The following is a 19682-nucleotide window of genomic DNA, read 5'->3' on the forward strand; positions in this document are numbered from 1 at the left end:
CAGAGAAAAACACCTCGACTGGTCCTCCGCAGGAGAATCCAGCCGGAAGACCTTCCGCTTCGGATACGTTCTTAAGCCCTCTCGAAGCCGCGCGCCACTTCCCAATCCGTGATGCGTCGGTCGTATTCTTCCTGCTCCCACTCGGCAGCGCGGGTATAGTGGTCGATGACCTCGTCGCCGAAGGCCGCGCGCAGCATCTCCGATTCCGTCATCGCCTTGGTAGCGGCCCGCAAGGTGCGCGGGATCTCGCGGATGTCCTTGCCGAAATAGGCATCCCCCTCATAGGGCGCTTCCAGTTCCAGCTTCTTTTCGATGCCGTCGATGCCGGCGGCAAGCAGAGCCGCGAAAGCGAGGTAAGGATTGAGATCGGAGCCGCCGACGCGGCATTCGATGCGGATCGCCTTGGTTTCCTCGCCGCAGAGGCGATAGCCCGCCGTGCGGTTGTCCTTGCTCCACACGGCCTTGGTCGGCGCGAAGGTGCCGGCCATGAAGCGCTTGTAGGAGTTGATGTAAGGCGCCAGGAAATAGGTGATTTCGCTCGCGTGGCTGAGCAGGCCGGCAATATAGTTCTGCATCAGCGGTGTCATGCCGTGATGGCCGGCATGGTCGAAGAAGAGTGGCTTTTCTTCCAGACTCCAGAGCGACTGGTGGATATGCGAGGAACTACCGGCGGCATTGTAATGCCACTTGGCGAGGAAGGTGATTGCCTTGCCCTTCGACCAGGCGATTTCCTTGCAGCCGTTCTTGATGATCGCATGCCGGTCGGCCATGGTGAGCGCATCGGCATAACGCACATTGATTTCTTCCTGGCCGGCGGAAGCCTCTCCCTTGGAATTCTCGACCGGGATGCCCGCACCCTGCAGGCCCTTGCGGATCGCCCGCATAACCTCTTCTTCCTTGGTCGTTTGAAAGATGTGGTAGTCTTCATTATAGGCGCTGGCGAGCTTCAGATTGCGATAGCCGGACGCCTGCGCTGCTTCATAACTTTGGTCGAAGAGAAAGAATTCGAGCTCGGAGGCCATGTAGGCCTTCATGCCCATGCCTTCCAGGCGCTTCACCTGCTTCTTCAGGATCGCGCGGGGCGAATGGGCTACTTCCTCATGCGTATGATGGTCGAGTACGTCGCAGAGCACGAGGGCGGTGCCTTCGAGCCAGGGAATGACGCGCAGTGTCGAAAGGTCTGGCTTCATCGTATAATCGCCGTAACCCTTTTCCCAACTGGTCGCCTTGTAACCGGAAACGGTCTCCATCTCCATATCAGTGGCCTGCAGATAGTTGCAGCTATGCGTTTCCTTCCAGGCGCTTTCGAGGAAAAATTCCGCCTGGAAACGCTTGCCCATCAGGCGTCCCTGCATATCCACCTGGCAGGCTAGCACCGTATCGATGCGCCCATCGGCAACGTCCTGTCTGAGATCGTCGAGAGTATAGCTGCTCATGATTCATCCGCCTGAAATTGAAACCGGGAAATCGGGACAACGAAACGGCATGCGACCGCGGGGATCAACACGTTCGATGCCTTTTCGTTGAACCGTGATGGGGCCGCGTGACGCGGCCCCGCCATGTGAGAGGGAAGCCTTGATCTATCAGTGCTCGCCGACAGCCTTTTCGGCCGCTGCGATTTCGGCCTGGCGTCGTGCCACTTCCTCGCCGATCGGCGGACCCTTGAAGCGGCGGCTTTCGAAGCCGAACCAGACGATGCCGGTCAGGATCAGGAAGCCTACCGTCACATAGAGCGCCGGTCCGTTCGGCGGCTGGATGCCGAGGATGAAGATCAGGACCATCGCCAGGATCGAGAGAACCGCGAAGAGCTTGAACATGCCCTCACCGAGGTTCCACGGACCCATCTTGTCCCACTTCGAGGTGCCCCAGGCAAAAAGGCCGAGCGCGATCGGGATCGCGAAGGAGAAGAACAGGAAGATGACCGTGCACGACACGACGATCGTGTAAACCGGCGTTTCGCCGATCGAAACGAGCGACGAGCCCCAGACGAACAGTACCGAGAGGATCGAGCCCGTCCAGATAGCGGCAACCGGCGTGCGGTATTTCGGGCTGACTTTCGAAAGTCCCTTCGAGGCAGGCAGGCCGCCGTCACGCGAGAAGGCGAAGATCATGCGCGAGACCGAGGTAACGGTCGCAAGGCCGCACAGCCACTGGCTGACGAGGATCGCGAGGTAGAGAATGTCCTTCACAATCGCATTGACCTGCGTGTCCATCGCCCAGAAGAACACGTTCCAGCCCTGCTTTGCCGCTTCGTCCATATTCGGCAGCATGAGCACGAAAGCGCACAGCATAATGTAGCCGAAGAGAGCCGACCAGAGCACCGAGGAGACCATGCCGCGCGGGACGGAATGCGCCGCCTTGACGGTTTCTTCCGATGTATGCGCCGAAGCGTCATAGCCGGTGATCGTGTAGATCGGCAGCAGCAGGCCGAGCAGGAACACCCATGTGCCCGAGGTCGCCGGCCAGACATTACCGCCTGCCTCGCCGGAATAATTGGCGAAGGTGAAGAGACGGCCAAACTCATAGGACGGGGCCGAAAGCAGGCACACGGCAGCGAGCGCGATCGCGGTCGCAAAGATCAGATAACCCGAGAAGTCCGTGAGCTTTGCGGTGAGCCCGATGCCCATGTGGTTCACGAGCGCCTGCGCGCCGGTGATGATCACCAGGAAGACGATGCGCACGGTCGTCGTGTCCGTCAGGCCGAGATAGCTCGAGCCGAAGGAGCCCATGAAGAAGTAATAGGTGCCGACGTTAATGGCGCCGAGAACGGTGACGAGGCCGAGCAGGTTAAACCAGGCGGTCAACCAGCCGGTGAAGCGGTTGCCGAGGATCGAGCCCCAGTGATAGAGGCCGCCTGCCGTCGGATAGGCGGAACTGATCTGCGCCATGGCGACGGCGAAGACCAGAGAAACAAAGCAGCCGACCGGCCAGCCGATGCCGATGGCGGCACCACCCGCACCCGCGGTTGCCTGCGCCAGCGAGTTGATGCCGCCGGAGAGGATGCAGATGATCGAGAAGGAAACGGCAAAATTCGAGAACGAGCTCATCCGCCGTTCGAGTTCCTGGGCATAGCCCATGGAATGCAGGATATGCATATCCTGCTTCTTATCACTTTCGGTATAGTCCGACATGACTTCCCCCTGTTGACAATCGTCCGCGGAATTGCGGCCGATCCTGTGCCAATAGTGCCCGTGGCTTTTCGCCTTGCGGGCTGTTCGCAGTTAAACTGCTCCCCGGGGTCTTATTCTTCTCAGGCTTCCAAACTTCTCTGGATGAGCCCTGTTAGATAGTCGGCCACGACCCCTTGGCCGGTATCGTCTGCGATGAGGTCGTTGCGGACCTCGATCATGACATTGCGAAACCCATTGGAAACGCCATGCAGGATCAGCGTGTGCGTCACGCCATCCTCAGGTCCGTAGGGTTCGTTGCGCTCGGTGCGGTAAAGCGGTGCTTCGGCCGCAAACTCCAGCATCCGGTCGGCAAACCGGCTGTCCTCGTCATGGAGGATGCCGAGCTCGACGGCGCGCTGCTTGCCATTATAGACAGGAGTGAAACTGTGGATCGTCACGATGACGCTGTCCTGACCCCTCGCCTGCCGGTCGCGGATCAAGGCACGCACGCCATCGTGGAATGGCAGGTAGAGGGCTTCCGTGCGGGCACGGCGCTCGCTTTCGGTCAAATCCTGGTTACCGGGAATCGTATAAATTTCGCTGATCTCGGGCATGGCGCCCGGCGAGCTCGGCGGCCGGTTGCAGTCATAGATCAGCCGGGAGAAACGTTGATAGATCAGCGTTGAATCGAGAGCAGCCGAAATGGCGCGGGCAACGGCAAGCGCGCCCGGATCCCAGGCGATATGGCTTAAAAGCGCTTCTTCGGACAGGCCGAGATTACCGAAATATTCAGGAAGCGTGCGGGATGCATGCTCGCAGATGATGAGCACGGGACTCTTGCCGTGAACGCGTTCGATTGCAACGCAATCACCGTCCGCTTCGCTGAGAATTCGGGGCTGAACCAGCACCAACCGCACCTCTCCATCGCTTAATAAATTCTTTATAAGAAAAGAATTCTTCAGCTTTACCGCAGTGTCAAGCACACTCTGAAAATTTCTTTTCATGACAGTCATTGACATGGATTGTGACAGCGTTGTTAACTTTCAGTGGGAAAGTGGCATCAGACCATCCCGGGGAGCAAAATCACGTGAGTGTCGCGGCTAAGACCGTTTCGGACGTCATTCATTCGCATCTTGGCGTGCTCACACGCGCCGAAAAGCAGTTGGCCGAAAGCCTGCTCGATAACTACCCCGTCTCCGGCCTCGGCAGCATCACCACGATTGCTGAGAATGCCGGCGTCTCCACGCCGACGGTCGTGCGCATGGTCCAAAAGCTCGGCTATAAGGGCTATCCGGATTTCCAGCAGCATCTGCATCAGGAAGTCGAAGCGACGATTTCCAATCCGATCGCCAAGCACGATCGCTGGGCCCAGAACGCGCCGGGCACACATATATTGAACCGCTTCGCCGATGCCATTATGGGCAATTTGCGTCAAACGCTCACCGATCTCGATACGGCAACCTTTGACGACGTCGCTGCCCTGCTCTCGGACCGCAAACGAACGCTCTATTTCGTCGGCGGACGCATTACCGGCGCACTGGCCGAATACTTCTTTACCCATATGCAGGTCATCCGCCCGAACACGGCGCTGCTCTCGTCCAATTCGTCAAGCTGGCCGCAATACGTCCTTAATATGAATCCGGGCGATCTGCTCATCATCTTCGATATCCGCCGCTACGAGCAGGAGATGGTGAGCCTCGCCACCGCCGCCCGCAAACGCGGAGCCGAAATCATCGTCTTCACAGACCAATGGGCTTCGCCTGCCGCCAAGCTCGCCCGTCACGTCTTTCGCGTGCAGATCGAGGCGCCGTCGGCCTGGGATTCCTCCGTCGTCACACTCTTCATTGTCGAGGCGCTCATCGAGGCGGTGCAGAACTCGACCTGGGACGAGACGAAGGAGCGCATGAAAACGCTGGAAGGCCTGTTCGAACAGACCCGGCTTTTCCGCAAACCCGGTTAGGAGGGACAGCTAAAAAAGGGCAAAAACAAAGACGGATTTCGCGGAATCAGGACAGCCTGTCGCAAATAAAACATCTGCCGCAAGCTCCTGCTATTCATGACGAAATTAACGTCACGCAACTGTCATACAAGCTTCATCTAACGACAGTAACAGCACATCGGACACTGAAAACCCGAAGGAGAACAACAGTGATCTCTAACATTTCTCGACTGCTCTCGCTTTCTACTGCGATGATCGTTGCTTCGACTGCGATCGCAGCAGCTGAGCCGAGCGCTGATCTTATCGCTGCCGCCAAGAAGGAAGGCACGCTGACGACGATCGCTCTCCCACACGACTGGTGCGGCTATGGCGACGTCATTGCCGGCTTCAAGGCCAAGTACGGCCTCGAAGTCAACGAACTGAACCCGGATGCGGGTTCGGGCGACGAAGTCGAAGCCATCAAGGCTAACAAGGGCAACACCGGTCCGCAGGCCCCTGATGTCATCGACGTCGGCCTCTCCTTCGGCCCGTCCGCCAAGAAAGACGGCCTGATCCAGCCTTACAAGGTCTCCACCTGGGATTCTATTCCGGATACCGCCAAGGATCCCGAAGGCTACTGGTATGGCGACTATTACGGCGTTCTGTCGTTCCTTGTGAACAAGGATCTGGTCAAGCAGTCGCCGGCTGATTGGGCTGATCTGAAGAAGAGCGACTATGCGAATACCGTCGCGCTCGCCGGCGATCCCCGCACCGCCAACCAGGCTGTCCAGGGCGTTTATGCGGCCGGTCTTTCCGCTTCCGGCGGTGACGCTGCCAAGGCAGGAGAAGAAGGTCTGAAGTTCTTCGCCGAACTGAACAAGGCCGGCAACTTCGTACCTGTTGTCGGCAAGGCTGCTCCGTTCGCGCAGGGCTCCACGCCGATCATCATCGCCTGGGATTACAACGCGCTCTCCTGGGGTGAAAGCCTGAAGGGCAATCCTCCCTTCGAAGTCGTCGTTCCGAAGACGGGCGTCGTTGCCGGCGTCTACGTCCAGGCCATCTCCGCCTTCGCTCCGCACCCGAACGCCGCCAAGCTCTGGATGGAATACCTCTATTCCGACGAAGGTCAGCTCGGCTGGCTGAAGGGCTATTGCCATCCGATCCGCTTCAACGATCTTGCCAAGAACAACAAGATCCCGAAGGAATTGCTCGACAAGCTGCCGCCGGCGGCAGCCTATGAAAAGGCCGTCTTCCCGACGCTCGAAGAGCAGGCAGCAGGCAAGGAAGCCATCACCAAGAACTGGGATTCCGTCGTCGGCGCCAGCGTCAAGTAACCCCTGATCCTGCCTCCCCGCCTGAAGGCGGGGAGGTTTTCTCACTCCGACGCCCCAGGATGAGCTTTTCCATGAGCACGGTTTCAACGCCTATGGTGAGCACTGCCCCCTTGATCAACAGAGATCGCGTGATCGACTGGCTGGGCATTGCACCCTTCATTATTTTCTCCCTGCTATTTCTGATCATCCCCACGCTTTATCTTGTGGCGGGCGCGTTTCTAACGCCCGAGGGCGACCTTACGCTGAAGAATATCGCCGATCTCTTTACTCCATCCATCATGAGCGCTTACTGGATCAGTATCCGCGTCTCAGTGGCGTCTGCTCTCGGCGGCGCGCTCATCGGCTTCTTCCTCGCCTGGGCCGTCGTGCTCGGTGGCCTGCCCGCCTCCGTGCGCTCGACGCTGCTGACCTTCTCCGGCGTCGCCTCCAATTTCGCCGGCGTGCCGCTCGCCTTCGCCTTTCTGGCAACACTCGGCCGCACCGGCCTTGTGACGGTCCTGCTGCGTGAATATCTTGATTTCAATCTCTACGGCACCGGCTTCAACCTGCTGTCCTTCTTCGGCCTCACCATCACCTACATGTATTTCCAGATCCCGCTGATGGTGCTGATACTGACGCCGGCACTCGACGGTATGAAGAAGGAATGGCGCGAAGCCGCGCAGATTCTCGGCGCTACCAACCGCCAGTACTGGACCATGGTCGCGCTACCGATCCTCTGGCCGAGCCTGCTCGGCACGACGCTGCTGCTCTTTGCCAATGCCTTCGGCGCCATTGCTACCGCCTTTGCACTGACCGGCAGTTCGCTGAACATCGTGCCGATCCTGCTCTATGCGCAGATCCGAGGCGATGTTCTGCACAATGCCAACCTCGGATACGCCATCGCGCTCGGCATGATCGTCATCACCGGCGTCTCCAACGTCCTTTACCTCATGCTGCGCATGCGCGCCGAACGGTGGCAGAAATGAAAGCTCAACGTCTCGGCGCTTGGATCGCCATCATTTTGGGCGCGTCCTATTTTGTCATTCCGTTGATCGGCACCATCGAGTTTTCGTTGCGCATGCGCCGCGGCGAATACAGCTTCGACGCCTATCAATCGGTCTTTTCCGACGCTCAATTCCGTGAGACCTTCGGCTATTCCATGCTGATGGCACTTCTGACTATCGTCTTCGGCATGCTGCTGGTCGTGCCGACGGCCTACTGGGTGCGGCTGCGCCTGCCGCAGATGCGCCCCGTCGTCGAATTCATCACGCTGCTGCCGCTGGTCATTCCGGCAATCGTCATCGTTTTCGGTTACCTGAGGATGTACAACTCGTCGTCCTACCTGCCCCTGACAGGTTCGACGAGCGGTACCAATATCCTGCTGGTCTTCTCCTACATCACGCTGTCGCTGCCCTATATGTACCGTGCCGTCGATACCGCCATGCGCGCCATCGACGTCCGCACGCTGACGGAAGCGGCCGAGAGCCTCGGCGCCCGCTGGACGACCATTCTGTTCAAGTGCATTTTCCCGAATGTCATGAGCGGCGTACTCTCTGGCGCCTTCATAACGCTCGCGATCGTCATGGGTGAATTCACCTTCGCGGCCCTCCTCAATCGCCCAGCCTTCGGTCCCTACCTGCAGCTCGTCGGCGCCAACAAGGCCTATGAGCCTTCGGCGCTCGCCGTCATCGCTTTCTCGATCACTTGGCTCAGCATGGGCCTGCTCAACCTCGTTTCCCGCTTTGGCAAAGCCCGCCCGGCTAAAGCATAAGGTATTTGGCTCATGTCTTTTCTCACACTGACCAACATTCAGAAATCCTTCGGCCAGACCCAGGTCGTGAAGAACTTCAATATGACTATCGAGAAAGGGGAATTCGTTTCCTTCCTCGGACCATCAGGCTGCGGCAAGACAACGGTTCTGCGCATGATCGCCGGCTTCGAAACGCCAACCGGCGGCACTCTGACGATCAATGGCAAGGACCAGCGTCCGCTGAAGCCGAACCAGCGCAACATCGGCATGGTCTTCCAGGCCTACGCCCTCTTCCCGAACATGACGGTGCATGACAATGTCGCCTTTGGCCTGAAAGTCGCGGGCGCTCCCAAACCGGACATCGACAGCAGAGTCAAGGAAATGCTTGGCCTCATCAAGCTCGATCATCTGGCAGACCGCTTCCCCTACCAGATGTCCGGCGGCCAGCAGCAGCGCGTTGCTCTTGCCCGCGCCCTTGCCGTCAAGCCGCAGGTCCTGCTGCTCGACGAACCGCTGTCTGCCCTCGACGCCAAGATCCGCGTTTCGCTGCGCGAGGAAATCCGCCAGATCCAGCAGTCGCTTGGCATCACGACAGTTTTCGTCACGCACGACCAGGAAGAGGCGCTCTCGATCTCCGACCGCATCGTCGTCATGAACGCCGGCAAGGCCGACCAGATCGGTACGCCTTTTGAGATCTACAATACGCCGGCAACGCGCTTCGTCGCTTCCTTCGTCGGCACGTTGAACCTCATCGAGGCCAAGGTCGTCGATCCCGACAGCAATCGGATCCAGATCGGTGATCAGGCTGTGACGCTGAAACAATCTGTCCAGACCTACAAGTCCGGCGATACGGTTCAACTCGCACTCCGTCCCGAAGCCGGTTCGCTTGCCGAAGGCACACACAGCGATACGGCTCTGACCGGTCAGGTCGTCTCCGCCCACTTCCTGGGTTCTGTCATCCGTACCCGAATGAATGTCGGCGGCAACGTCATCTCCTTCGACATGTTCAACAGCCCCGGCGTCACGCCGCCGTCTGCCGGCGAGACCGTGACGCTCCGCTTCATGGCCGCCGACCTTCTCGTCATCCGCGACTGATCGGAAGAAAAACGTTCTTGATGAGGGCGCCGTCAATGCGGCGCCTTTTTCATTCGTAGAAACACTGTCAGCAAACGTGATGGAGCTTTCACCAGAAAGAACTTGAAGTGGCGGGAACCATGCCGCATGGAGCAAACATTCCCGATCCACGAAGTGCCCCATCATGTCATCAGTCGCAGCCTCCGCTCCCCGCAGCCTGACCTCGCAGGATTTCCGCACGCTTGGCCTTTCCGCCCTTGGCGGCGCACTGGAATTCTACGATTTCATCATCTTCGTTTTCTTCGCAGCCGTGATCGGCAAGCTGTTCTTCCCGCCGGAAATGCCGGACTGGCTGGTGACGCTGCAGACCTTTGGAATCTTCGCCGCCGGCTACCTGGTGCGGCCACTCGGTGGCATCGTACTTGCCCATTTCGGCGATCTCTTTGGCCGCAAGAAAGTCTTCGCCTTCTCCATCCTGCTCATGGCACTTTCGACACTCGGCATGGCCGCAATGCCGACCTATGCCTCGATCGGCGTCGCTGCCCCCGTCCTTCTTATCCTGATGCGCATCCTCCAGGGTGCGGCGATCGGTGGCGAGGTTCCAGGCGCCTGGACCTTCGTCGCCGAGCATGTACCCTTCCGTCGCGTCGGCTTTGCCTGCGGCTTTCTCTGCTCGGGCCTCACGCTCGGCATCCTCTTCGGCTCCTTCATCGCCACGATCATCAATACGGTTTTCACGCCTGACGATATCGCCGCCTATGCATGGCGCCTGCCCTTCTTCATCGGCGGCATCTTCGGCCTTGTTGCCGTCTATCTCCGCCAATGGCTGCAGGAAACGCCAATCTTCTCGGAGATGAAACAGAGCCGCTCGCTGGTACCGGAACTGCCGCTGAAGGCTGTGCTGCGTGATTATCCCCGCGGTGTCGTCATCTCCGTCCTGCTGACCTGGATCCTGTCTGCCGGCATCGTGGTGACGACGTTGATGACGGCAACCTTCCTGCAGAAGCAGTATGGCTATACCGCCCAGCAGTCGCTGGCTGCCACCAGCTTCGGTACGCTGTTCCTGATCTTCGGCACGGCGGCAGCCGGCGCCATCGTCGATCGTGTCGGCTCCGGACGCTTCTTCCTGGTCTCGAGCATCTTCTTCGCCATCGCCACCTTCGCCTTCTACAGCTATGCCGCGGTTTCGCTGACGGTTCTCTTCGTACTCTACGCCATCATGGGCCTTGCCGTCGGCATGGTCGGCGCCGTGCCTTACGTCATGGTGCGCGCCTTTCCGGCCCGCGTCCGCTTCAGCGGCCTCTCCTTTTCCTACAATGTCTCCTATGCGATCTTCGGCGGGCTGACGCCGCTTGCCGTCGCCGCCCTGCTGCCGATCAACCCGATGGCGCATGCCTATTATCTGCTGTTCATCGCCGCCCTCACCTTCGGCCTCGGCCTCTACCTTCTAGCCAGGGGAGACAGCATCGAGGCTGAAGTCGGTATTGAGGAATTGACGGAGCGCCTCGCCTCCCGCACCTGAACGAGCAAACCCGCCAAGACAGGATATTTCGATGATTACCTGCTACCTGCGATACGTGATCGACCCCTACAAGCTGGCTGAATTCGAGGAATATGCCCGACTCTGGATCCCGATCGTCAACAGGATGGGCGGCACCCATCACGGCTATTTCCTGCCATCCGAAGGCGCCAACAACATTGCGGTTGCGCTGTTTTCCTTCCCGAGCCTTGCCGCCTATGAGGACTATCGCACCCGGATGACGAGCGACCCGGAATGCCAGGCTGCCTTCGAACTCGACAAGCGTAACCGCAGCATCATCAGCTATGAGCGCAGCTTCATGCGCCCAGTTCTCGGCTGATCACCCTGGAATCAGTCCAGGCATATCAATCCGGCCGATCGGCATAAGACAGCACCATATGATCCTGGTCATGGCGAGCCTGATCATCATCGATGGGCGGCTTTTTCGACGCTGACTTCACCCATCACGTCGCCGAACGAAGGGCCTTGCGCGCTGGCCGAGTCTTGGCAAAGGTGGCATTCAAGCCGATGTTGACGCCGAGCATTTGCAGCACGGCTCTTTCAGGTGAGGCATCTTGCCGGAAACTTCATGAAGCATTTGGCTCCGTCAACTGTCGCTTTAATCAGGATTTTGCGCCGACAGTTTCACGACGCAAATAAGCAAAGGAGGGGCTATGCCGCTTACGGAGCAGCAATTCTTTGAGTCCGTCTTCCGCAACCCTATAAATGCTCAATTGTTGATCCGGTTGCGCGCCCTCCAAATTCCCCAGGGCATTCTCACCGCAGGCTGCCTCGTGCAGACCGTTTGGAATCTGAAGTCGGGGTATGATCCTCAGTACGGGATAAAGGATTACGACATCTTTTACTTCGATGACTCCGACCTATCATGGGATGCCGAAGACGCCGTCATTCGCCAGGTGCAGCAGGCCGTCGCCGATCTACCCGCAAAGGTGGAGATCAAGAATCAGGCCAGGGTCCATCTCTGGTACAAGGATAAGTTTGGAGCGGACTATCCAGCCCTACAGAAGGCGGAGGATGGCATCGACCGTTATCTCACCCTCTGCACAAGGATCGGCATTCGCCTTTGCGACAGCAGCCTTTATGCTCCTGATGGCTTGGGTGATATGTGGAACGGCATCCTGCGCCTGAACCCTCTCAATCCTCAGCACGAATTATATCTGATCAAATGCACCGAATACTTGCAGCGGTGGCCGTGGCTGACGATCGTTGATCGTCAAACCGCGACGGCGATGGACCATAACCAGGACGTTCGCAATTAACGCGTTCCGCTTTATCGTGAAGGTCCTACATACTAGGCGATGCATCGATCAGTTGCCGAAAGTCATGAAGGTCGGCGACTACAATGCCAAGTTGGAGTTGGAAGGCTTTATGCGAACACGTCCTTCATTCCGGCTGCGATCAACGGATCGCCTTATCGTTGGCATCAAAGCGATGGATATGGGTTCCATCCGGCGTCGCATAAACGATCTCATCCGGCTCATATTTGTGCTCGCCGAACAGACGCGCGGTGATGAGTCCGCACTGCTCGGATTCCAGGTAGACGATGGTGTCTGCACCGAGATGCTCGACATGCACGGTCTTCGCCTTCCAGGTGCCGCTGTCGCGCGACAGCGTCAGATGCTCGGGGCGGATGCCGACCGTTTTTGCATTGGCGTCGCCCAGCTTATCGCCGGCGATGAAGTTCATCTGCGGTGAGCCGATGAAGCCGGCGACAAAGACATTCGCCGGGCGATTATAGAGTTCCATCGGCGAGCCGATCTGCTCGATCGCACCGGCATTCAGCACCACGATCTTGTCGGCGAGCGTCATGGCTTCGACCTGGTCGTGGGTGACGTAGATCATGGTTGCCTTGAGGCTACGATGCAGACGAGCAATCTCAAGGCGCGTCTGCACGCGCAACGCCGCATCGAGGTTGGAAAGCGGTTCATCGAACAGGAAGAGCTCGGGCTCGCGCACGATCGCGCGGCCGATCGCAACACGCTGGCGCTGACCGCCCGAAAGCTCGGACGGGCGGCGGGCGAGATACTGTTCCAGCGACAGCATCGAAGAGGCCTTGGAGACGCGCTTTTCGATTTCGTCCCTGGCCGTACCCGCCTGTTTCAGCCCAAGGCCCATATTGTCCTTCACCGTCAGGTGCGGATAGAGCGCGTAAGACTGGAAGACCATGGCGATGCCGCGCTTGGCCGGCGGCGTCAGCGTCTCGTCACGGCCGTTAATGACGACAGCACCCGAGGTGACGTCTTCCAGGCCGGCAATGCTCCGCAGCAGGGTAGATTTCCCGCAGCCTGATGGGCCGACGAAAATGACGAATTCGCCGTCCTTGACCTCAAGGTCGATGCCCTTCAGTACTTCGTGCTTGCCGTAGGCCTTGCGGATGGATTTCAGTTGAAGCGATCCCACTAGTCTTTCCTTATAGTCTAACCGGTCGGCCGGTGCGCACGCTTTCGTCAGCGGCAAGGCAGATGCGCAGTGAGGCCACCGCATCATCCATATGGCGGGTAAGGTCCAGATCCTCGTTGATGGCGCGCAGCACGAAGGCCTGCTCCAGGTCGCAAAGCGCCTGGTGGCCGGGTTCGCCTTCCATCGTCATGTCGTGATCGGGACGGATGAATTTGCCGTCAGGCCCGGTCTCTGCCGCATGCAGGCGGATGACGGAGGTTTTCGTATGCGTGTCGATATCGTCGGACTTCGCATTCGGGTCCATGACGATCGAGACGGCGCCGTTCGGCGACATCACATCCTTCACGAAGAAGGCTGTCTCAGAAATCATCGGCCCCCAGCCGGCCTCGTACCAACCGACGGAACCGTCTTCATAAAGCACCTGCAGATGGCCGTAATTATACATATCGGGCGCGATCTCGTTCGACAGGCGCAGGCCCATGCCACGCACTTCGACTGCCCTGGCATCGGTGATCTGGCACATGACGTCGACATAGTGGACGCCGCAATCGACGATCGGCGAGGTCGTCTGCATCAGCGACTTGTGCGTCGCCCAGGTCGGCCCGCTGGACTGCTGATTGAGGTTCATGCGGAAGACATAGGGACCACCGAGCTTCCGCGCCTCCTCGATCAGCTTCTTCCAGGACGGGTGATGACGCAGGATATAGCCGATCACCAGCTTCTTGCCCGCCTTCTTTGCCGCGGCCACGACGCGCTCCGCATCGGCAACGGTCGTTGCCAGTGGCTTTTCGACGAAGACGTCGCAGCCGGCTTCGAAGGCGGCGACGGCATAATCGGCATGGCTGTCGGAATAAGTATTGATCGAGCAGAGATCCGGCTTCAGCTCGGCAAGCGCCGTCATGAAGTCGGGATGGATAGTGTACTGCTCCAGCTCCGGCGCAAGCTGGCTCGGCTTGGAGCGGTTGACGAGGCCAACGATCTGGTAGCCCGGATTGTTGTGATAGGCGAGCGCATGGCTGCGGCCCATATTGCCGAGGCCGGCAACAAGGACACGGATCGGCTTGTCGGATTGGCTCACTTGACGGCTCCCGAGGTAATGCCGCGGATCAGCTGCCGCGAGAAGATGACGTAGAGAACGAGGATCGGCAGGATCGCCAGCGACAGCGCCGCCAGAACCGCGTTCCAGTTGGTGACGAACTGGCCGATGAAGATCTGCGAGCCGAGCGTCACCGTCTTAGTGGCTTCGGATGGCGCCAGGATCAGCGGGAACCAGAGGTCGTTCCAGATCGGGATCATCGTGAAGACGGCGACAGTCGCCATTGCCGGCCGCACCAGCGGCAGCACGAGGCGGAAGAAGATCGCATATTCCGAGAGCCCGTCGATGCGTCCGGCATTCTTCAGGTCGTCGGACACCGTGCGCATGAATTCCGAGAGAATGAAGATCGCGAGCGGAATACCCTGCGCCGTATAGACGAGGATCAATGCCGTCAGCGTATTGACGAGGCCGGTCGCGACCATGCCCTGCAGGATGGCGACCGTGCCGAGGCGGATCGGGATCATGATGCCGATCGCCATATAGAGACCCATCAGCGTGTTGCCCTTGAAGCGATACTCCGACAGCGCAAAGGCGGCCATCGCGCCGAACAGCAGCACGAGGAAGATCGCAACGATCGTCACGATGAAGCTGTTCTGGAAATAGGTGGCGAAGTCACCCTGCCCCAGCACCGTCTGATAGCCGATCAGGCTGAAGGTGGACGGCGTGGGCACCTGTAGCGGAGAGCGGAAGATCGAATTTCGGTCCTTGAACGAATTGACGATCGTCAGGAACACCGGGAAGATGGCGATCAGCGTGTAGCCGATCAGCGCCAGATGCACGAGGCCGGTGCGGATGGGGGATGTGCGCGCTCTGTTCGACATGGGCTCACACTCCTCAGAACTGGTAGCGGCGCATGCGCCGCTGGATGGCGAAAAGATAGAAGGAGACGCCGGCGAGGATGATCAGGAACATGACCGTCGCGATCGTCGCGCCCATCGAGCGGTCGCCAAGCTGCAGCTGGAAACCGAAGAAGGTACGATAGAGCAGCGTGCCCAGAATATCCGTCGACATGTCAGGGCCGGCAAGCGCACCCTGCACGGTATAGATTAGATCGAACGCGTTGAAATTGCCGACGAAAGTCAGGATCGAGATGATGCCGATCGCCGGCAGGATCAGCGGCAGCTTGATCTTCCAGAACTGCGCCCAGCCGGTAATGCCGTCGCATTCGGCAGCCTCGATCACTTCCTCGGGAATGCTCAGAAGTGCTGCATAGATCAGCATCATCGGGATGCCGATATATTGCCAGTTCGAGATCAGCGACACCGCGATCAGCGCCGGGCCGGACTGGCCGAGCCAGGGTGCGAAGGCCCACTTCAAGCCGACGAGGCTCATCAGCCAGGGTGCGACACCCCAGATCGGCGAAAGGATCAGCTTCCAGATGAAGCCGACAATGACGAAGGAGAGCAGCGTCGGCAGGAAGATAGCAGTGCGGTAGAAGGCAACGAAGCGAAGCCGCGGCGTCGACAGAAGTGCGGCAAGCGCAATCCCGATCGGGTTCTGCACGCACATATGGATGATGAAGAAGATGACGTTGTTGCGCAGCGCATTCCAGAAGTCATGCACCCAGCGGGCATCGCCGAAGAGAACCTTGTAATTGGCAAAGCCAACGAAGGCCGGCGCGCCATCAACCGTATTGTAGAAGGAAAGCCGGAGCGTTTCGATCAGCGGCAGGATCATGATCGCCGTATAGACGATGAAGGCCGGAAGAAGGAAAATTCCGATATGCCAGCGAATGGGACGCTTGATCGGGATCACGTCGACGGCGGTGTCGGCTTCGCTCATGGCTTTTGCCTGTTTTTATTGGCTGGACCATAAGGCGCAGCGCAGGTGAAAATCTTGCCCCTCATTCCCCTCTCCCTCTTCGGAGAGCCGGACCATGCCCATACCTGAAAACCACGGGCCAGGAGGCGGCTGCGAGTCTCCTGCCCCTCGCGGGACAAGATGGCCGGCAGGCCGACAAGGGGCGGTCCAAAAGGCCGCCCCTTATCTTCAAAACCTTACTTGCCCGGCTTGTACCAGCTGTCGAGGCCCTTCTGGAGCTTTTCGGCAGCAGCGGCCGGGGTGTCCGTGCCGTTAATGACGTTAGCCGATTCAACCCAGGTCTCGTTTTCGAGATTCGGCGTACCGCGCGACAGGATCTGATAGGTCGAGCGCACGGTCGACTTATACGGGCCGCGCCAGGAAACGAATTCCTGAGCCAGCGGATCGCTCATCTTGACCGGGTTGGAGTTCAGGCTGAAGAAGCCCGGAAGTGCGTTCGCATAGATGTCTGCGAATTCCGGCGAAGCAACCCAGGTGAGGAACTTTTTGGCTTCTTCCTGATGCGTGCTCTTGGCGTTCAGGGCAACGCCGATATCCGGATGGTCGGAAATGTAGCCCTGGTCGCCGGCCTTCGGAACCGGCGGCGGGAAGGCGCCCATCTTGAACTGAGCCTGCGTGTTGAACAGCGCGATTTCCCACGAACCTGCCGGGTAGATGGCGGCGCGGCCGAGCGTGAAGAGGTTCTGGCTATCGGAGTAGGTCTGGGCTTCGAAACCGTCACCGAGGTAGGGTTTCCACTTGGCAAGTTCTTCGAAGGGCTTGACCCAGGCGGGATCGGTCAGCTTCTGCTTGCCGGCGATCAGCGCTAGGCGGCCCTCTTCACCCTTCCAGTAGTTCGGACCGATGTTCTGGTAGCCCATGGTTGCGGCTTCCCAGAGATCCTTCGTGCCCATGGCGAGCGGAATATAGGTACCGTCAGCCTTGATCTTGTCGAGGGCTGCGAAGAACTCGTCTTCCGTCTTCGGAATAGCGATGCCGAGCTTGTCGAAGGCATCCTTGTTGTAGATGAAGCCGTGAATGACCGAAGCCATCGGCACGCAGAAGGTCGACTTGCCGTCGTCCGTAGACCAGGCAGCCTTGGCGACCGGCGAGAAGTTTTCCATGCCGGACAGGCTGGTGATGTCGACGAGCTGCTTCTTGTTGAAGAGTTCGAGTGAGGCATCGAACGGGCGGCAGGTGATGATGTCTCCTGCAGAACCTGCATCGAGCTTGGCATTCAGCGAAGCGTTGTATTCAGTCGGAGCGGTCGGCGAGAAGACGATCTTGATGCCCGGGTTCTTAGCTTCGAAAGCCGGGATGATCTTTTCCTGCCAGATCTGCAGGTCGTCGTTACGCCAGCTTTCGACGGTGAGCGTTACGTCGGCGGCATGAACGAGGCCGGCTGACGACAGCAGGCTGGAGGCAAGCAGCAAACTTTTCAGAGCAGTGTTTTTCATTTCCCTCTCCTGTTTTACGCGCCGCTAGGCGCTGTTTTCGGTCTGAAACAAGCGGTTGGCGTGCCTGAGGAAACACCCAACGCCCCTTTTAGAGCCGCCAAGACTGGCGGCCCTGAAGCTCTGCCGACACGAAGGACGCTAGCCTCCGGCCGAACGGTGCGCCCTCCCGATACGCTGAACCGGGCGCTTGAAATAAGGGAAAACTTGGAAAGATACCGCACGCCTCCGCGAGCCATTCCGGCTCCTGCGATCACCGTCTGCACCTTTCTCGAAACCTGGCCGGCGCTGTTTTTCTTTGCCGGTTTTCACATGCCTCGATACGCTGTTCCCTTTTCCGGAATTAAGGCCAAAAAAATACCAATTGTCCAGCCAAAATTAACTTCTGAAGCCGAGAAAATTCATTAAAAATTTTTATCGTTTGAAATCAATAAGATAAAAACAGGAAAATTCGCGGTCATTTCTGCTTGGTAAATGGTATTTTTTTGGTATTGTATAAGAAAACATAAGGGAACGGCTTAACCGGAGGTCCAATGACGGAACTTGCAATCGGGATAGATGGTGGCGGAACAAGCTGCCGGGCAGCAGTTGCGGACAGAATGGGCAATGTCATAGGCCTCGGCAAGGCTGGCCCTGCCAACATCCTTTCCGATCTGGAAAACTCTCTCGTCAATATCGTCGAATCCGCGCGCCAGGCGCTGCGTGACGCCGGATTTGGGGATGAAACCGCTTCCACAATCTCTGCAGTCGTGGGCGTTGCCGGCGCCAATGTCGGCGATTACGGCAAGCGCATCGAAAGGGCCTTGCCCTTTGATGACGGCCGGGTTGTCACCGATGCGCTGATATCGTTGCAAGGGGCACTCGGCGATGCCGACGGCATAGTCGGCGCCGTCGGAACCGGCTCCGTCTACAATGCGCGCCGAGAGGCCAAGCTGCACGGCATCGGCGGCTGGGGTTCCATTGTTGGCGATCAGGCAAGCGGCGCACGCCTCGGCCGCGACCTCCTGGAAAGGGCCCTGCTTGCCTATGACAAGGTTCGCGCCACCTCACCGCTGACGGAGAAGATCATGGCCGAATATGGCAATGATCCCGAGCGAGTCGTCGAATTCGCCCATACCGCCCGCCCCCGGGATTTCGCACGATACGCACCGACAGTATTCGAGGCTGCAGAGGCCGGTGATGCGATCGCAATTGAGATCGTCAGGGAGGCGGCAGATGCGATTGATGCGAGCCTCGACGCGCTCTCATGGCCCGAATGCCCGACGATCTGCCTGCTCGGCGGCCTTGCCAGACCCTACCATCCCTGGCTTGCGGATCGGCACAAGACGTTGCTGGCAGAGCCGAAAGCCGATGCACTGCAGGGTGCGGTCGATCTCGCCGTCAAACTGATGAACGACCGGCAGGGAGGTGTGGCATGACCGATGATCTCGCCTCCATTCTGTCTCCCGAGCGCCTGCAGGCCGGCGGCACTGGCCCCCTCTATGTAAAGCTCCGCCGTACTCTGGAAGAGGCCGTTCGCACCGGCACGCTCGCCCATGGCGATGCCCTGCCCCCGGAACGCGACATTGCCGAATTTGCGGCCGTCAGCCGCGTGACCGTGCGCAAGGCGATTGACGAACTGGTAGCCGACGGCCTGCTCGTGCGCCGTCACGGCTCCGGCACCTTCGTCGCCAAGCCGGTGTCCAGGGTCGAACAGCGCCTATCCCAGCTCACCTCCTTTACGGAAGACATGGCCCGGCGCGGCATGACCGCCCGCTCCGAATGGCTGCACAAGGGCGTGCACACACCATCGCCCGACGAGATGATGATCCTCGGCCTCGGCACAGACATCAAGGTTTCACGCCTGTCACGCCTGCGCATCGCCGACGACCAGCCTCTGGCGATCGAACATGCAAGCGTATCGGGCGAATTCCTGCCTGACCCCTCTGCTGTCGCCAATTCGCTCTATGCCGAGCTGGAGCGGCTCGGCGTGCGCCCCGTCCGCGCCGTGCAACGCATATCCGCGACCAACATGAAGGAAGCCGACGCTCAACTGCTCGGTGTGCCCGTCGGCCAGGCCGGACTTTCCATCGAGCGTATTTCCTATCTCGGCTCTGGCCGCGCAGTGGAATTCACTCGCTCGCTTTATCGCGGCGACGCCTATGACTTCGTTGCCGAACTGACGATCGGCGCGACCTGATTTTTCTTCCAATTCAAAAAGATAAAGCCGGAAAGTGAATCACTTCCC

General features: G+C 59.0%; 19 protein-coding genes. 11 read left to right on the forward strand and 8 right to left on the reverse strand.

Annotated features, from left to right (window positions below):
• Window positions 1-71 precede the first annotated feature (71 nt).
• The 3 genes from FHT92_RS12380 to FHT92_RS12390 form a co-directional block, all read right to left on the reverse strand.
• Window positions 72-1436 carry a glutamine synthetase family protein gene (locus FHT92_RS12380; protein ID WP_183825368.1) on the reverse strand — a complete coding sequence of 455 codons (1365 nt, stop codon included), beginning with the start codon at window positions 1434-1436 and terminating at the stop codon, window positions 72-74.
• Window positions 1437-1583: 147 nt separating this feature from the next.
• Entirely contained in the window at window positions 1584-3131 is a 1548-nt protein-coding gene (locus FHT92_RS12385) for an amino acid permease (protein WP_183825371.1), read from the reverse strand.
• A 119-nt stretch (window positions 3132-3250) separates the two neighbouring features.
• Window positions 3251-4021, reverse strand: coding sequence for an N-formylglutamate amidohydrolase (locus FHT92_RS12390; protein WP_183825374.1), 771 nt, complete (start codon window positions 4019-4021; stop codon window positions 3251-3253).
• Between the two features lie 176 nt (window positions 4022-4197).
• Between FHT92_RS12390 and FHT92_RS12395 the strand changes: the two genes are divergently transcribed.
• The 8 genes from FHT92_RS12395 to FHT92_RS12430 all read left to right on the forward strand — a co-directional run bounded on the left by FHT92_RS12395 (window position 4198) and on the right by FHT92_RS12430 (window position 11964).
• Entirely contained in the window at window positions 4198-5070 is an 873-nt protein-coding gene (locus tag FHT92_RS12395; RefSeq protein ID WP_183740857.1) for a MurR/RpiR family transcriptional regulator, read from the forward strand.
• A gap of 188 nt (window positions 5071-5258) precedes the next feature.
• Entirely contained in the window at window positions 5259-6362 is a 1104-nt protein-coding gene (locus FHT92_RS12400; RefSeq protein WP_183825377.1) for an ABC transporter substrate-binding protein, read from the forward strand.
• 71 nt (window positions 6363-6433) lie between these two features.
• Window positions 6434-7327, forward strand: a complete 894-nt coding sequence (locus FHT92_RS12405; RefSeq protein WP_183825380.1) for an ABC transporter permease subunit — start codon at window positions 6434-6436, stop codon at window positions 7325-7327.
• Window positions 7324-8112, forward strand: coding sequence for an ABC transporter permease (locus tag FHT92_RS12410; RefSeq protein ID WP_183825383.1), 789 nt, complete (start codon window positions 7324-7326; stop codon window positions 8110-8112). Before FHT92_RS12405 ends, FHT92_RS12410 begins: the two co-directional genes overlap by 4 nt.
• Window positions 8113-8124: 12 nt before the next feature.
• A complete protein-coding gene (locus FHT92_RS12415; RefSeq protein ID WP_183740870.1) occupies window positions 8125-9186 on the forward strand; it encodes an ABC transporter ATP-binding protein in 1062 nt (353 codons plus the stop codon).
• A 163-nt stretch (window positions 9187-9349) separates the two neighbouring features.
• A complete protein-coding gene (locus FHT92_RS12420) occupies window positions 9350-10687 on the forward strand; it encodes an MFS transporter (protein ID WP_183825386.1) in 1338 nt (445 codons plus the stop codon).
• Window positions 10688-10718: 31 nt separating this feature from the next.
• Window positions 10719-11024, forward strand: a complete 306-nt coding sequence (locus FHT92_RS12425) for an NIPSNAP family protein (protein WP_183825389.1) — start codon at window positions 10719-10721, stop codon at window positions 11022-11024.
• 334 nt (window positions 11025-11358) lie between these two features.
• The gene (locus FHT92_RS12430) at window positions 11359-11964 is read left to right on the forward strand and encodes a nucleotidyltransferase family protein (protein WP_183825392.1); all 606 of its coding nucleotides are present in this window, start codon (window positions 11359-11361) and stop codon (window positions 11962-11964) included.
• 139 nt (window positions 11965-12103) lie between these two features.
• Here the strand turns inward: FHT92_RS12430 and FHT92_RS12435 are convergent, their stop codons facing one another.
• The 5 genes from FHT92_RS12435 to FHT92_RS12455 form a co-directional block, all read right to left on the reverse strand.
• On the reverse strand, window positions 12104-13105 hold the full coding sequence (locus FHT92_RS12435; RefSeq protein WP_183740881.1) for an ABC transporter ATP-binding protein: 1002 nt from the start codon (window positions 13103-13105) through the stop codon (window positions 12104-12106).
• 10 nt (window positions 13106-13115) lie between these two features.
• The gene (locus FHT92_RS12440) at window positions 13116-14183 is read right to left on the reverse strand and encodes a Gfo/Idh/MocA family protein (protein ID WP_183825395.1); all 1068 of its coding nucleotides are present in this window, start codon (window positions 14181-14183) and stop codon (window positions 13116-13118) included.
• Entirely contained in the window at window positions 14180-15022 is an 843-nt protein-coding gene (locus tag FHT92_RS12445) for a carbohydrate ABC transporter permease (protein WP_183825398.1), read from the reverse strand. Before FHT92_RS12445 ends, FHT92_RS12440 begins: the two co-directional genes overlap by 4 nt.
• Window positions 15023-15035: 13 nt before the next feature.
• Window positions 15036-15983 (reverse strand): carbohydrate ABC transporter permease, encoded by a 948-nt coding sequence (locus FHT92_RS12450; protein ID WP_112541211.1) that lies wholly within the window; start codon window positions 15981-15983, stop codon window positions 15036-15038.
• Window positions 15984-16198: 215 nt separating this feature from the next.
• A complete protein-coding gene (locus tag FHT92_RS12455) occupies window positions 16199-17458 on the reverse strand; it encodes an ABC transporter substrate-binding protein (protein WP_183825401.1) in 1260 nt (419 codons plus the stop codon).
• 60 nt (window positions 17459-17518) lie between these two features.
• Between FHT92_RS12455 and FHT92_RS12460 the strand changes: the two genes are divergently transcribed.
• The 3 genes from FHT92_RS12460 to FHT92_RS12470 all read left to right on the forward strand — a co-directional run bounded on the left by FHT92_RS12460 (window position 17519) and on the right by FHT92_RS12470 (window position 19634).
• Entirely contained in the window at window positions 17519-17863 is a 345-nt protein-coding gene (locus tag FHT92_RS12460) for a hypothetical protein (protein WP_183825404.1), read from the forward strand.
• 125 nt (window positions 17864-17988) lie between these two features.
• Complete coding sequence (locus FHT92_RS12465) at window positions 17989-18873, forward strand: N-acetylglucosamine kinase (RefSeq protein ID WP_183825408.1); 885 nt, start codon at window positions 17989-17991, stop codon at window positions 18871-18873.
• Window positions 18870-19634, forward strand: coding sequence for a GntR family transcriptional regulator (locus tag FHT92_RS12470; protein WP_183825411.1), 765 nt, complete (start codon window positions 18870-18872; stop codon window positions 19632-19634). The genes FHT92_RS12465 and FHT92_RS12470 overlap by 4 nt, the downstream gene beginning before the upstream one ends.
• Window positions 19635-19682 lie beyond the last annotated feature (48 nt).

Origin of the sequence: Rhizobium sp. BK377 (genome assembly GCF_014193935.1) — a bacterium.
Taxonomy (GTDB): domain Bacteria; phylum Pseudomonadota; class Alphaproteobacteria; order Rhizobiales; family Rhizobiaceae; genus Rhizobium.